The sequence below is a fragment of the Methanomicrobium sp. W14 genome, from assembly GCF_017875315.1.
GTDB lineage: Archaea > Halobacteriota > Methanomicrobia > Methanomicrobiales > Methanomicrobiaceae > Methanomicrobium.
The window spans coordinates 442,174-456,156 of the sequence record NZ_JAGGMM010000001.1; the positions used below are offsets into that span (position 1 = coordinate 442,174).

14 protein-coding genes are annotated in these 13,983 nt (G+C 40.5%); 2 read left to right on the forward strand and 12 right to left on the reverse strand.

Annotation, left to right across the window (positions count from 1 at the left end; all coding sequences use genetic code 11):
- Positions 1-59 precede the first annotated feature (59 nt).
- Positions 60-1,619 (forward strand): serine/threonine-protein kinase, encoded by a 1,560-nt coding sequence (locus tag J2128_RS02315; protein WP_209689304.1) that lies wholly within the window; start codon positions 60-62, stop codon positions 1,617-1,619.
- A gap of 16 nt (positions 1,620-1,635) precedes the next feature.
- On the opposite strand, the gene J2128_RS02320 is transcribed toward J2128_RS02315, so the two are convergent.
- The 6 genes from J2128_RS02320 to J2128_RS02345 form a co-directional block, all read right to left on the reverse strand.
- The gene (locus J2128_RS02320) at positions 1,636-2,190 is read right to left on the reverse strand and encodes a gamma-glutamyl-gamma-aminobutyrate hydrolase family protein (protein ID WP_209689306.1); all 555 of its coding nucleotides are present in this window, start codon (positions 2,188-2,190) and stop codon (positions 1,636-1,638) included.
- Positions 2,187-2,867: a diphthine--ammonia ligase gene (locus tag J2128_RS02325; RefSeq protein ID WP_209689308.1), complete on the reverse strand. Its 681-nt coding sequence runs from the start codon at positions 2,865-2,867 to the stop codon at positions 2,187-2,189. The genes J2128_RS02320 and J2128_RS02325 overlap by 4 nt, the downstream gene beginning before the upstream one ends.
- 45 nt (positions 2,868-2,912) lie before the next feature.
- On the reverse strand, positions 2,913-4,592 hold the full coding sequence (locus J2128_RS02330) for a YgiQ family radical SAM protein (RefSeq protein ID WP_209689310.1): 1,680 nt from the start codon (positions 4,590-4,592) through the stop codon (positions 2,913-2,915).
- A 77-nt stretch (positions 4,593-4,669) separates the two neighbouring features.
- The gene (locus J2128_RS02335; RefSeq protein WP_245323271.1) at positions 4,670-6,262 is read right to left on the reverse strand and encodes an FMN-binding glutamate synthase family protein; all 1,593 of its coding nucleotides are present in this window, start codon (positions 6,260-6,262) and stop codon (positions 4,670-4,672) included.
- A gap of 403 nt (positions 6,263-6,665) precedes the next feature.
- Positions 6,666-7,316, reverse strand: coding sequence for an NADPH-dependent F420 reductase (gene npdG / locus J2128_RS02340; protein ID WP_209689314.1), 651 nt, complete (start codon positions 7,314-7,316; stop codon positions 6,666-6,668).
- Between the two features lie 167 nt (positions 7,317-7,483).
- Positions 7,484-8,386 carry an Mrp/NBP35 family ATP-binding protein gene (locus J2128_RS02345; protein WP_209689316.1) on the reverse strand — a complete coding sequence of 301 codons (903 nt, stop codon included), beginning with the start codon at positions 8,384-8,386 and terminating at the stop codon, positions 7,484-7,486.
- Positions 8,387-8,667: 281 nt separating this feature from the next.
- On the opposite strand from J2128_RS02345, the gene cas6e reads away from it, so the two are divergent.
- The gene (gene cas6e, locus J2128_RS02350; protein WP_209689317.1) at positions 8,668-9,363 is read left to right on the forward strand and encodes a type I-E CRISPR-associated protein Cas6/Cse3/CasE; all 696 of its coding nucleotides are present in this window, start codon (positions 8,668-8,670) and stop codon (positions 9,361-9,363) included.
- Positions 9,364-9,374: 11 nt separating this feature from the next.
- Here cas6e and J2128_RS02355 read toward each other — a convergent pair whose 3' ends face one another.
- From J2128_RS02355 to J2128_RS02380, 6 genes are all read right to left on the reverse strand, one after another.
- Positions 9,375-9,722: a transcriptional regulator gene (locus J2128_RS02355; RefSeq protein ID WP_209689318.1), complete on the reverse strand. Its 348-nt coding sequence runs from the start codon at positions 9,720-9,722 to the stop codon at positions 9,375-9,377.
- Positions 9,719-9,988 (reverse strand): helix-turn-helix transcriptional regulator, encoded by a 270-nt coding sequence (locus tag J2128_RS02360; protein ID WP_209689319.1) that lies wholly within the window; start codon positions 9,986-9,988, stop codon positions 9,719-9,721. Before J2128_RS02360 ends, J2128_RS02355 begins: the two co-directional genes overlap by 4 nt.
- Before the next feature lie 631 nt (positions 9,989-10,619).
- Positions 10,620-11,798 carry a M20/M25/M40 family metallo-hydrolase gene (locus tag J2128_RS02365; protein WP_209689320.1) on the reverse strand — a complete coding sequence of 393 codons (1,179 nt, stop codon included), beginning with the start codon at positions 11,796-11,798 and terminating at the stop codon, positions 10,620-10,622.
- A gap of 3 nt (positions 11,799-11,801) precedes the next feature.
- Positions 11,802-12,311, reverse strand: coding sequence for a hypothetical protein (locus J2128_RS02370; RefSeq protein ID WP_209689321.1), 510 nt, complete (start codon positions 12,309-12,311; stop codon positions 11,802-11,804).
- 60 nt (positions 12,312-12,371) lie between these two features.
- On the reverse strand, positions 12,372-13,250 hold the full coding sequence (gene moaA, locus J2128_RS02375) for a GTP 3',8-cyclase MoaA (protein WP_209689322.1): 879 nt from the start codon (positions 13,248-13,250) through the stop codon (positions 12,372-12,374).
- Positions 13,228-13,836, reverse strand: a complete 609-nt coding sequence (locus tag J2128_RS02380; protein ID WP_209689324.1) for an RlmE family RNA methyltransferase — start codon at positions 13,834-13,836, stop codon at positions 13,228-13,230. Before J2128_RS02380 ends, moaA begins: the two co-directional genes overlap by 23 nt.
- Positions 13,837-13,983 lie beyond the last annotated feature (147 nt).

Here is a 13,983-nt window from a genome sequence, read left to right on the forward strand (position 1 = left end):
CCGGGGTTGCAGTTTCTTTGCCGTATGATAGATTTCTTTTATTGATTTTTTTTGTGGCAATGCTTTTACCAGCTTTGGCTGTAGCTGCCGGGACAGATAATGTCTCTGAAAATGCAATGGTTTCATATGAAGACGGCGGAAGTAATCCTGTTTTGAGTTCCCAGAATACGTCTGCGGATTCAGCTGATGATGAGAATTTCAAGAATTATATGAGAGCTTTCAGCTCCAATATAATTCTTCTTTTCATCCTGTGCATTTCTATTTTCGTTCTTGCTGCACTGAATATAGCAGGGAGAAAATATTCAAAAAATTATTATTATCTTGAAAGATTTTACCTTAGGGTAATCCTGATACCGGCATATTCTGTTATGGGGATTCTGCTGGTTTTAATATCACTGTTTTCAATAGCCGTTATAGGAACATCTGAATTTACGTTTTCCGGAGATATAGTATATTCTTTTGTTTTTTCGGTTTTTCTCTTTGCATACGCGATGTCGTCGTTATGGCTTGCATATTCCATTGTCATAAAAAAGGTATATATGTTTATTCTCGGATTTGAGATTGCGACACCTGTCATACTAATGGCTTTCTTTTTGTCCGGCATAATAACTGTAACAGGGGATGAGTTCATTACGGCTGTTCTGTTGCCGTTAGTAGTTTTTATAGCCCTGATTCTTGTGCCTTTTATGCATATCTTTATGATTAAAAAAAGGAGGGGCTCTTCCACAGTATATTCCCCTGACAAAGACGAAGTTAATGACGCAGGCAGTACCACATATCCCTTTGATGAGGACAGTGAGGCGATTTTTATGCAGGCAAAAAAAATAAACAGTCTCCCTGTCGATCTCTGTGATAAATATATGGACCCGGAATTCATCGGAAAAGGCGGGACTGCGAAGATCTTTAAAGTAAAGCGGCGTGAAGATGAAAAAGTTGTCGCAGTTAAGATTCCGATAAATTTTGACGAGAGAACAGGTAAAATATTCTTCAGGGAGATGAACCTGTGGAAAAAACTTGACCATAAAAATATCGTAACTGTCTATTCAGTAAACATCCTCCCTGTGCCTTACGTAGAGATGGAATACTGTGAGATGTCTCTTGCCGATATAAAAAAACCCCTGCCCCGGGAAAAGGCACTGTACATAATAAAGGAAATAGGCTTTGGAATTTTGTACGCACATGGAAAAGGTGTTATACACAGGGACATAAAGCCGCAGAACATTCTTCTCTCAAAAGACTTTGTTCCGAAACTGACCGACTGGGGTCTTGGGAAAATGGTCAATGAAGGAGGAGAGACGACAAAGACTATAGCTTTCTCGTTAAACTACGCTGCACCGGAACAGGTCGCACCGAAAATGTTTGGAAGAAGCGATGAGAGGACTGATATTTTTCAGGCAGGTGTTGTTTTTTATGAACTTTTGACGGGTTTACTCCCGTTTTCGGGAGAAGGTGTGGGTGAGTTTTCGGCTGCTATAATAAATGAAGAACCTAAACCTCCTTCGTACTTTGATTCGGACCTGAAAAAATATGACAGAATCGTTATGAAATGTCTTCAGAAGAATCCTGAAAACAGGTACAGGACAATGGATGAACTTTTAAACGATCTTGACAGGCTTTGATCTGACTAATTTTCTTTCAGGCGATTTCTAAAAAATTACGGACTACCTGTTCATTTCTTACTTCGGGGTGAAAGACAATACCATAAACAGGTTTTTGACTGTGTGAAGCCACCTGGACCCCTGAGCCGGATTCTGCAATTGTATCAAAGCATTCAGGCATTTCAACGGAATTAAGGTGAAGTTCATACGCTTCAAATTCATCCATGCCTTTTAGAATCGGGTTGTCGCGTATTTTTTTCACCGTTGTCATCCCAATTTTTTTGTCCGGAATTATTTTTCCGCCGAAAATCTTTGCAATTATCTGGATTCCGGCACATATCCCAAGGACAGGAACTGTGGTTTCCTTTATGAATTCAAAGAGAGAAGCGGATTTGAGGAATTCGTTATCCATAAGCGTGGTCCCGCACAGGATAACTGCGTCAAAGTCTGTGATTTCAGAATAATCTATCTTGGTGTAATGGACAACCCTGTACTCCTTTCCGAAAGTCTTTACTATTCTCTCCATTGGTTTTATGAACTCGTAGTATGAAAGTGAGCCGGGTTTGTAGCAGAGGTCGCAGAGAAGTATCATTTATTCTCCAGGTGAGCTTTTTTAATCGAAAAAGTGCCGTTGTAGTTTTTGTATGACACTTCGTATTCGTCAATTACAATCCTTTTTTTAAAGAAAGGAGCGTCACAGACGAAGGTCTCGTATTCGCCGCCCTCCCCCGTGAGTGTAATTATGTATTTTTCCGAGAATTTGTGCAGTTTCAAAAGAGCTTCTCTGTCAATTTTTTTTCCAAGCCACGATTCGTCGAAGGGAGCGGAAAACACGCCGGATATTATCACTTCAAACCCTGATTTCAGGATGCTGTCCATGTAACCGGCCTGGTCAGCGTACCACAGGGGGTTAAAGCACCACAGGTTATTTTCAAGGCAGATCTTCTGAATCCTTGATGCCTGGTACACGGACATAACAGCGCCTGTAACTATTCCTTCAATCCCGTATTTCTTTTTGGCAAGACAGACTGCCGCGTCCAGGTCTTTTAGTTCGATCTCCTTTTCACCTTTTGTTTCGTATTCCAGAAGCGGGATTTCACATGCCTTCGACTGGAGTGAAGCTAGGTTTATGTTTGGCGTATGAAACATATAGCTCTCCATGTTTTTCGAAAGCAGCGATATCAGGCATACGACCTCCTCTTTTTTCATTGCCATGCAGCAGGAATACGCCGAATCCTTGCCGCCTGAAAACAGGACTCCGAGTTTCATGATAGTTTATAAATTTTTTTTATGTGTTCCAAAGGTTTGGGGCAGTCAGGACATAAGCACGTCTTTTCTTTTCCTGAGGGTTTTTACGTCCTTTTCAACCCCTATTTTTTCTCCGGTGCGTGGGTCGTACCCGAGGTAATACATCGCGGCAGACCGTGTCATGGGAGTAGGGGTGAATATCTGGAACTGCTTTCCTGAAAGTCTGTTTTTTCTCAGTAGGTCTCTTGTCTGCTTCAGCTCTTTTTCACCTTCTCCCGGGTGTCCTGTAATAATGTAAGGGATGATATATTTTTTAATACCCTCTTCTTTTTTAATTCTCTCAAATTTTTTTATGAAGGATTCAAAAACCTTTGTGTCAGGTTTGTTCATATAATGAAGAACCGGATCAGACCCTGATTCAGGAGCTATTTTCATCTGGCCGGATATATAATGCCTTAAAATCTCTCTTAGAAAATTATCGTCCATTATGCATGAATCAAATCTTAGGCCTGAGTTAATCTGAATATTCTTTACATTGTCAATTTTTTTGGCCTCTGATAACAGGTCAAGGTATTCCCTGTTTCCGGGAATGAAATTCCTGCATCCTTTCGGGCCCTTCAGGCAGTCATTGGTTTCGCATCCTCCGATTCTGCAGCCAGATGCATACATGTTCGCTGTAGGGCCGCCGATATCGGTAATTGTTCCTGGAAAGTCTTTTTTTGACGCTATAACCCTTATCTCGTTTAATATGGACTGTTTGCTTCTTGAGACGACTTTTTTTCCCTGGTGGTTTGCGATTGCGCAGAACGAGCAGTCCCCATAGCATCCCCTGTGGGATGTCACGGATGTTTTTATCATGTCAAATGCAGGGACATTTTTAAAATCGGGGTGGATTTTTCTCTCGAAATCCGTATCATAAATATAGTCCAGCTGGTCCTGTGTAATCTCCATTCCCGGGTACTGGACAAGGTACCTTGAGTCCTGCTTCTGGACGACCGTTTTTTTGTTGTCGTTGTCCTCAAACAGGATGTGGGCCCGTGCAAAAGATTCCCTGTCCTCCGAGACTTCTTTAAATGATGGGAGAAGGACATAACCCTTAAGGTCCGATATATCTTTTCTGATAACAGCAGTGCTTTCCGTTTTTATGTTCTCCGGTGATTCTCCTCTTTCAAGTGCCCGGACTACATTTAAAAGCGGATATTCCCCCATTCCGTATATGAGAATGTCCGCCTTTGCGTCGAAAAGGATGCTCCTTTTGATTTTGTCTGACCAGAAGTCGTAATGGGCGATTCTTCTCAGAGATGCTTCTATTCCGCCGATTATAACCGGTTTGTCTTTGCAGGCCGCTTTTATCTGGCTGCAGTAAACGTTTATGCACCTGTCAGGTCTTATCCTGTATTTTTTCTTATCGCCTATGCTGGAAAAATACGGATTTTTGTTTTCGCAGAAGAGGTCTTCTTTTCTTGGAATTCTGGCCGAAGTATAGTTGAGGACCATCGAGTCCATCTGGCCGCCGGAGACTGCGAATGCGATTTTTGGTATTCCGAGTTTCATAAAACTTTTAGGGTCTTTCCATTTCGGTTGCGAGATAATCCCTGTTTTGTACCCGTTTTTCTCAAGAAATCTTCCCAGAATTGACATTGCAAATGACGGGTGGTCTGCATATGCATCAGGAGTTACTATTATGACATCGCAGCAGTCCCAGCCCCTTTTGTTGAGATCCTCTTTTGTCGTCGGCAGAAACATAAAAAAACAGTTGTTAACGGTTTGTTTATTCTATATTATGACCTTAAAGGTATTAATACCTGTGAAAAAAGAGGAGTTTATTCAAGAAGAATGTCCAGGGCTTCGTTTTTGTATGAATCCATGACATACGGGATGCCCGAGACTTCTGAGGCGTCTTTTGTAAGGGCCATCAGGTCGTCTCTTGATATTGACGAGAGGCTGAAGTTTCTGCTCCCTGCCATAATCTGCTGCATTCCGGTCCTGAAGCGCTGGGTATATGTGTAAATGGCTATTGCCCCGAGAGGAATATCCTTTATTCCTTCGCCGTATTTTTCCTTCAGCTCTTCGTATGAAACAAATATCTCTTCAACGGATTTTCCGTATTTGGAAACAGTTTTCGGAAGGTTGTCCGAGTCCAGCCATTTCTGAATGTTCTTTCCTACCATGCCTGGTATCATCAGTGCACGGCCCATGCATACAGCTTTGAAGTACGGTGCACCCATGCAAAGCGCCTTGAATGCGTTTGCCTCATCCGCAAATCCGCCGGCTATAGCAAGGTCAGGGACACGCATTCCTTTGTTTTCAAGTTTTCCTGCAAAATCGTATGCAAGGGACTGAAGATAGAATGTCGGTATACCCCATTCGTTCATCATAGGCCACGGGCTCATGCCTGTCCCTCCCGGAGCACCGTCAATAGTCAGAAGGTCTATTTTTGCTTCGGAAGAGTATCTCATCGCCATGGCAAGTTCTTTCATGGAATATGCCCCCGTTTTCAGGGTGATGCGTTTGAATCCTATGTCACGCAGGCGGTCCACCTCTTCGAGGAATCCTTCTTTTGTAACAAACCCCAGGCGTGAATGGCGTTCAAATTCTTTGATTGCACCGTTTTTGTATGCTTCCTGAACGTCATGTCTTGTAGGGTCAGGAAGTACTATATAGCCTCTTTTTTTAAGTTCAAGTGCACGGTCCAGGTTTTTAACTTTTATCTCACCGCCTATGCACTTTGCTCCCTGGCCCCATTTGAGTTCCAAAGTCTCGAGGTTGTGCTTTTCTGATACGTATTCCGCAGTTCCAAGCCTTGTATCTTCAACATTCATCTGGACGAGGATCTCACCGTAACCGTCGTGAAATTTTTTATAGGTATTTATTCTTCTGTCCATCTCGGGAGATTCTATAACTTTTCCTTTACTGTCAAGTTTAAGGTCCGGGTCAACGCCGCATACATTTTCACCGCATACAAGAGTAATACCTGATATTGCTGCTCCTACAGCAAAGTGCTCCCAGTTTGCTCTTGCAATTTCAGTTGAACCAAGTGCTCCCGTAAATATAGGAACTTTCATAGGGACTTTAATATCCCACCCGTATTCTGTCGTTGTATCAACGTCGTCAAATACTGCTGTATCAGGATTTCCTGAAATACCTTTCATCAGACCTTTTGCACCAACGGCGTACCCGTGTATATTGAGGTGCGAGTAGTCGACAGGGTAATCTTTATCTGCACCGGCCGTAATTTCTCCGAAAGGTCCGGGGTATAATACCTCCCTTCCCCTGAAAGAGGACAGCCAGATATCACAGTTTCCTTTGCATCCGTCGACACATCTTGAACACATTCCGGACATTGGAACAACGTCCTTTGAGCGGGTCTGGGTATGAACAGCCTCATCCGAATTTGGAGTCCTTAAATTAACCAATAGTTTTCCTCCTTTTGAATTCATGCAGCATGACTGCAGAATAAAATCTATAACTGATAATTCTGCTGACGCAGGATTTCACCTAAAAAGCTTAAATCGTCAGGTAGTATGAATTATCGTTGCATTTTTCAATGCTTACATTCAACTTCTTTCTTAAATGGTATAATCTTTGCTATATACACTATAGAATCTATGTAAAATCAATAATGAACTGATCTTCAAAGAGTTTACATGCCGGGTTGGATCTTTTTTATCGCTTTTTATTAAAAAAGGGAAAAAATTTATTTTTTTGGGTTATTCCGTTAATATTTCATAAAAAAGCAGTTTTCAGTTAAAAAATAATTTAATATATTGCGAATGGTCAGAATCTCTTAATGTCTGTTTATGATGCAGGAAATTTTTTTCAGATGAATTTTACTCCTACATCCTTCATGTCATTGTATTTTGCAATATTGAATATAAGCGGTGTAATACTTTCTACAACAGATGACATTGCAAGTGGCCCGGCATCAATTGCCTTTAACTTTGAAACTTCATTTACAAGATTCATTACCTGTTTTTTTGCATCTTCGTCGTCGCTGCACACGGCGACCGAATAGTTTAATTCCTCGTCAATGTGCTTCCATTTATTTGCTGATATGTTGTTGAATGCCGAAACAACCTTCGCACTTTTTGGGAGAAGACTTTTTACTGCAAGTGCTGCTGACCCTTCCTTTGGAGGGTCATAGTAGAAGTAATCACCTTTCCCTATCGGATTTATTGGACTTATTACAATTTTGTCCTCAAACCCTTTTAGGGGCTCAAGAGTTGCTTTAAGGTACTTATAATTTACAGAAAGCACTACAATATCGCCTTCATCCACAGCCTCCTGGTTTGTAGCCCCTGTGCATTTGGATTTGATTCCTTTTTCATTCAGAGCATTTATTATGCATTCCCCGGCCTCCGATGCTTTATCCTTTTCCCTTGATCCAAGGATAATTTCATGATTATGTGAGAGACGACATGCAAGCCCCTGCCCGATGTGGCCCGTACCACCAACTATGCCTATTTTCATCTTATTTACCTTTGAATTGTGTGTAAAATTAACTTCCATTAACGATAAAAATCTCTTTTCCAAAAGAGTGTATCAGTAATTATTAATCACTTGTTTTTATTAATGATTGACTGTGTATGCAGTTATTGTATTCCGTAAAAAAGATTTGTCAATTAATCCTAGTCGGATTAATTGTCTTCTTCCTTTATTTCTTCCAGTATGTTTTCCATTACTTTTTCGACGTGCTCCCATGTAGCCTTGTTCTGTTCTGTACCGTCGTGGCGGACGATAAAAGGCCTTCCTTCGTCGCCTGACTTTCTAAGGTCAGGGTCCATGGGTATGGCGCCGAGGAAGGGAACTTTAAGTTCTTTTGCGGCTTTCTTTCCCCCGCCTGCACCGAAGAGGTCTATCTTTTCACCACAGTGCGGGCACACGTAGCCGCTCATGTTTTCTATGATGCCCAGAACTTTAATACCCAGTTTTTCTACGAACATAACCGACTTTGATGAGTCAAGGATTGCAACTTCCTGTGGTGTTGTCACAATAACTGCTCCTGCGATATTTGGAGCAAGCTGTGCAACAGAAAGTGCTTCGTCTCCTGTTCCCGGAGGGAGGTCAACTACCAGAAAGTCTAAAGACCCCCAGTTTACATCTTCAAGAAACTGCCTGATTGCGGTATTCTTCATGGCGCCTCTCCATATGACAGGGCTTGTTTTGTCAGGCAGAAGAAAAGCCATTGAAACGACACTGAGGTTTCCCGTAACCATTACAGGCTCAATGTGCTTTCCGTCCATTGATGAAAGTTTTTCATCTTCAATGCCAAGCATTTTTGGAATATTGGGGCCGTGGATATCAACATCTGCAATACCGGTTTTATAGCCTTTGTTTGCAAGTGACATTGCAAGATTTGTCGCAACTGTGCTCTTGCCCACACCGCCTTTGCCGCTTAAAACCAGTATTACGTGCTTTACGTCCATGTCAATCTTTGGCGGAAGACCTGAGTTTGCTTTTTTAGGGTCATTGCAGGATGCCGCAGATGCACATCCGCTGCAGTTTCCGTCGCATTCAGAACCCTGTTTATTTTCAACCATTGTAATCTCTCCAATATACGTGGAAATTTAAATTTTGTGTGTAAATATTCAAAATTATTTAAGATAAATGTATCAATACTGTCATCTGCCTCTGGTTTGGTCATTATGCCTGAGTAAAAGTTTATATTGATAAATGAAGGCATTATATGAGAATATTTTCCTGAATATAGATAACTTCTTTGTTTTCTCCATAACTATATATTATATATAAAGCGAAATATTTATTAAAATGACTAATACATAGATTATTGCCTGTTAATTCAGAAGCGTGGGTGTAGGTCATGTACTTCAGCAGAATTAAGATGTCGCATAAAGCAAGAAATGACAAACAATTCTGGGAGCAGACAAAGGACGAATATTCCCTTTGCTGGCTGTTCAAGCAGCTTTTCATGAAAAAAGAGAATTCTGAAACTCGTTTTATATTCCGCCAGGAATTTGGGTCTTGTTATCCGTCCTTTGTTTCTGTGTCTGAATCAATTCCGGGAGACGAATCAGAAAACTGGCATATATTTTCTGAAGTCTATAACCCTTCTCCTGAATGCGGGGATATTTATAATTTTTCTCTGCGCCTGTGCCCGGTTATTATGCAGAGAGAATCACATTTTTTAATCCGTTATGATTTTGTCCAGGATGCACTTTGCAGGAGAAAGAAAAATCTTTTCTCAAAAATTGAATTTTGTGACAGTTCAGATGTAATAAAGGACGCTGTAGCAGAATGGCTTATGAAAAATTCAGACCGGTGCGGTTTTTTGCCCCTTGAGGGTTCCCTTCGTGCCGACGGTTTTATGCAGCATAAATCGTGTATATCTGACGGCATCAGAATACCTGCATACAATACAGTTGAAATCTCCGGACTGTTAAAGGTGAATAATACGGAAAAACTAAGAAAAACCCTTTTTGATGGTATTGGAGAGTATCGTAGCCTCGGATGCGGTATGATTTTTGTAAAAGACCTGACTCCACAGGTTTTAGTCTGATTAAAAGAGCATTAACTTCTGTCTGAAGTTTTAACGACTGTATTTTGGTTTTTCTTTATCTTGGTTATGCACTGGCACAGATCACAGATTGTAACCGATCCTTCGCCTGTGATTACTCCGTCTGCCCATGCATTGATAATTTCATTCAGTTCATCAGAGATTTGAATATCCCCAAAACCCCTTTTGCGGCTAATATACTGACATACTGCCGCTCTTGTGATCCCCATCCATTTTGAAACCTTTACCTGTGATATGCCTCTCTCTGTTACCAGACGAAAGACCAGTTCCGCCCTTACCTGTGGAAGATATACTCTTGCAATCTCGTCACAGGTCATTATATCACATTGGTACGTATTCATGTTGTTGCCATTTCCATGGTATTTTCAGATTTTGGAATTATGTGCTTCTGATATAATACTTGTCTGGCATCCTTGAAATTGAACTTTTCGATTATGAGTTCGCTCTCTTTAAGGCGCTTTAATGCGTACCTTATGGTTCTTGGTGCTATGTCTGCTTCATTGGTGACATCCTTGAATGTTTTTGGTTTTCCATCTTCGAGAATCTGGAGAACTACCCTTGCTGATGGGGGAAGCCTCAGCTTGTTAACAGTGTTAACGTCTACCATAGATAATCAGTACGCGTTATCCATATATAAATATTTTGCCTATCAAAATCATTTATCCAATATGCGGCCGGATCTAAGAAATCCTCCTGTTTCTGCTCTTAAAATTAAAAATCATTCAAAAAAAATTGAAACAATACCATGGAGTAACCTTCTCTAAAAATCACATTAATATGCTTTTTAATTTAAAAAATACCTTCAAATTTTATTTTATTATGGTATCCAGATGTTTCTGCCCTTCGAAAAAGAGAGCATGTCACCAATGCAGATTTTCTGATTGCAGATTGTCCATGCCTGCGCTTTTTTTGTTAATTTTTCTGTGAGAAAAAAGCATGAAACAATGTTTTTGTCAGGATTTATAAAATTATGATTACTGAAAAGTCTTTGATATTCTTAGACGGCTTATCTGTGATACATAGGATATGTCTTTATATAATCAAATGTGCAGACAGTGGAAAGTCTATATACCAAATTTTACCTTCAGGGTGTCAGACACTATTAAAATCAATTTAAAGTTGCATGGTTTTGGTCATCTCTCTAAAAAGAGAATTGTCTTTTAGAGACAATATTTTTTCATAAAAAAAACGTTATTATCTACAGTTATGCAGAAAATGTAACGGAGGTGACACCTTTATTACAGTTTTACTTGCATGTAGCTTTTCAGGACGCCGGAATAGATTTCAGTCGCCTTAAAAAGGTCATCTGCAGATACCTTCTCGTTTATACCATGTATTGTTTTGATATCTCCCGGCCCGTATTCAAGGACATTAAAACCGCTTTTCCTAAGATACCTTGCATCGCTGGCTGCCCACTGGACTATCGGGCAGGGTTTACTCTCGTAAACCCTTTCAACCTCTCTGCAGACAGTTTTTACCAGTTTTGAATCCGGATGCGTAATGTTTGGGTCGGATTCTTCATGTACCTTTATTTCAAAAGACTGACAGCTCTTATAAAGTTCATTCTTTACATAGCCGGTGCTGCATCCCCAGGGAATTCTTGTTTCAAGCTCAAGAGTGCATTTCTGTGCCGTAATATTCATCTCTTCACCGCCTGTTATCTTCCCCGGATTATACGTAACTTTTTTCAGCACTTCTTCAGCGTTGGAAATTCCGAAAAGCTTAGAAAGTACACGTGAAGATCTGGCAATTATCTCTTCAATATCAGGACTGCATGAAAATGTTTTGCAATAGAGGCGTTTTACAGAGTCCAGAAATTTTGATGCATTCATTATAGCACTGACTCCTACAGCAGGATACAGGGAGCCGTGACCCGGAACACCGGTGAAATTGATTTTCATTCTTAAAAGCCCCTTCTGCCCTATCGCAGGGTTCAGGTGAGGAGTTGGTTCTGCGATAATGCAGTCGCAGGGATGAATTATCTTTTTTGCAAGAAGAAACTGTATGCCAGCTTTTCCTCCGTTTTCCTCGTCGCAGACGAAACAGAGGTTACAGGGAAGGTCGAACCCGTCTTCGATGGTTTTTGATATTGAATATAATATTGAAGCACAGCCGCCTTTCATATCTGTAGAACCCCGGCCGTATACAAAACCCCCGGAAATTTCTCCTGAAAATGGTTTTTTGTTCCAGCCTTCATCAATTGCAGGAACGACATCAAGGTGACCTGAAAAAAGGAGAGGTCTTTTTTTATAATCTGTATATATGTTGCATCTTCCTGCACCGTCATCTGTCGATTTATACTTAAGACCCTTTTTTTCAAGAAAATCCCCTATGTAATCCGCAACTTCTGCTGTTTTTCCCGGGGGATTTTCACTTCTGATCTTTACAAGATCAGAACATATTTCTGAAACATTCATAGTCTAATTTTTTGATTTTAGGAACTCGCTGAAAAGTACATCAAGAGAACCTTCCCTGTATATGCTTTTAATCAGTTTTTGATCAAAGAACTCCTCTATCCACTGGTTAAAAGAGCCTGCCGGAGTAGGCTGGTTGCTGTCGGGGTCAGTAGAAATCCTAAAGCTTCTGTATTCCGCACGATTTGATTTGTCATATATTGATTTCCAAAGGTAAGGCAGCGAATCGAACTTGTCCCTGTGGTTTGATTTAAGCCAGTTTATGAATTCCGGGAAATGTGCCCTGTCACCTTTTTTTTCTTCTTCAATTCTCCACCGCATATACTCCATATTCATTTTATTTCTTATATTGTGATAATTGAAGGCAAGTATGCATATGGAGAAGTCAATATGTGCAAGTGTATCCATGAAATAAAAATACAGTACCTGGTTGAAGTCCCCAACCGATTCAAGAACAAGTGATTTCGAATATAAATTGTCCAGAACCTGATGATACTCGTTTTTTTCCTGAAGCATGTTTAGGTATTGATTTATATCCCAGAAAAATATTTGCAAGTATATGCAAAAAAAAGACTGTCACCTGAAAAAAGGTTCTCTTCTGCCTACAGCAAGTTTAAATAGTTCTTCAAGTTCAACGCCGCGTTTACCTTTTATATCGATATGGTTGTCATGTCTTAGAAGGCACGGTTTTAATTCCCCGTCTGACGTAACTCTCAGCCTGTTGCAGAAAGCACAGAACTCATTGTTGTGCATAGGTCTTACGACTTCTATTTCGGCGCCGTCTATGCAGTATTTTTTCCTGTGGTGCATACGCCTTGTGTAAATTATTTTTGACCTTTTTTTCAGCTCTTTTTCGATAGAATCCATTTCATTATCATTATCTTTGGATTTTAAATCCATATACTCAATAAACTGGAGTATTATATCATTTTTATTTTTTACAAAAGATATGAAGTCTTCTATTTCATCGTCATTACAGTCTCTTAGTATTACCACGTTCAGTTTTACCGGAGTTAATCCTGCCTCTATAGAAGTGTCGATTCCTTCAATAACCCTCTGAAGGTAATCTTTTCCGGTAATTTTCCTGTATTTTTCAGGTTTCAGGCTGTCAAGACTTACGTTTACTCTTGAAAGTCCGGCATCCTTGAGGTCATATGCCATCCCGGAGAGAAGAGTGCCGTTTGTTGTCATGGACGATTCCATTGACGTGGGAACGGCTTTTACAATTTCAATAATATCTTTTCTTAGTGTAGGTTCGCCACCGGTAAATTTGACACTTTTCATATTGAATTTGGCAGCTGTTTTTAGTATCTCGGCTATATCTTCAAAAGAAATTTCTTCTTTGGGAGATACCTCGCCTTCCCTGTGGCAGTACCTGCATCCAAGATTGCATTTGGAAGTCAGGCTGATTCTGATATTTGTAACAGGCCTGTTATAACTGTCCGTCAGAAACATTTGAGAATCCTTTGAAGTTTTTTGCAATGATATAAGCCTCTGTGCTTCCTCTGCGGGTGGCTTTTGTCCTGTAAACCTTTACTGCGTAGAAGTTGTCTCTTGTTGTGTTTAAAAGTTCTGCAAACATTTCACCCTGAAAGGATTTAACGACAAAATTACCGCCTGGTTTTAATATAAGACATGCAAAATACAAAGCCTGTTCACAGAGGCCTATCGCCCTTGCCTGATCATAAGACTTCTGCCCGGACAGTTTCGGAGCCGCATCGCAGACTACGACATTGACCACGTCAACATAAGACAATACCTGTGCCTGCGTTTTTTCGGATGTGAAGTCCCCGCGTATGGTTATCACGTTTTCTACCGGTGCTATCTGGTTGAGGTCTACTGCTACTACCTGTCCGTCGGTCATATCGCGAATTGCCTGCGACCAGCTCCCCGGCGCTGCTCCGAGATCAACTACATTGTCATCTTCCCTTATTACGCCAAATCTTTTTTGAATATCAAGAATCTTGTATGCCGCACGAGACCTGTACCCTTCACGCTTTGATTGCCGGTAATACTTATCTGCGCCCCATTGTGAACCCATATTTATCCCTATTAAATGCCTTTTTTAATTTTCTTCAATTTTCCACTTCAATGGCAGACTTTTACTGAATATTTTGAAAAAAATACTATCCGATAATTGCTTATGTATATAATTTACTCTTTTGATGAAATATAACTTATGAGTTTA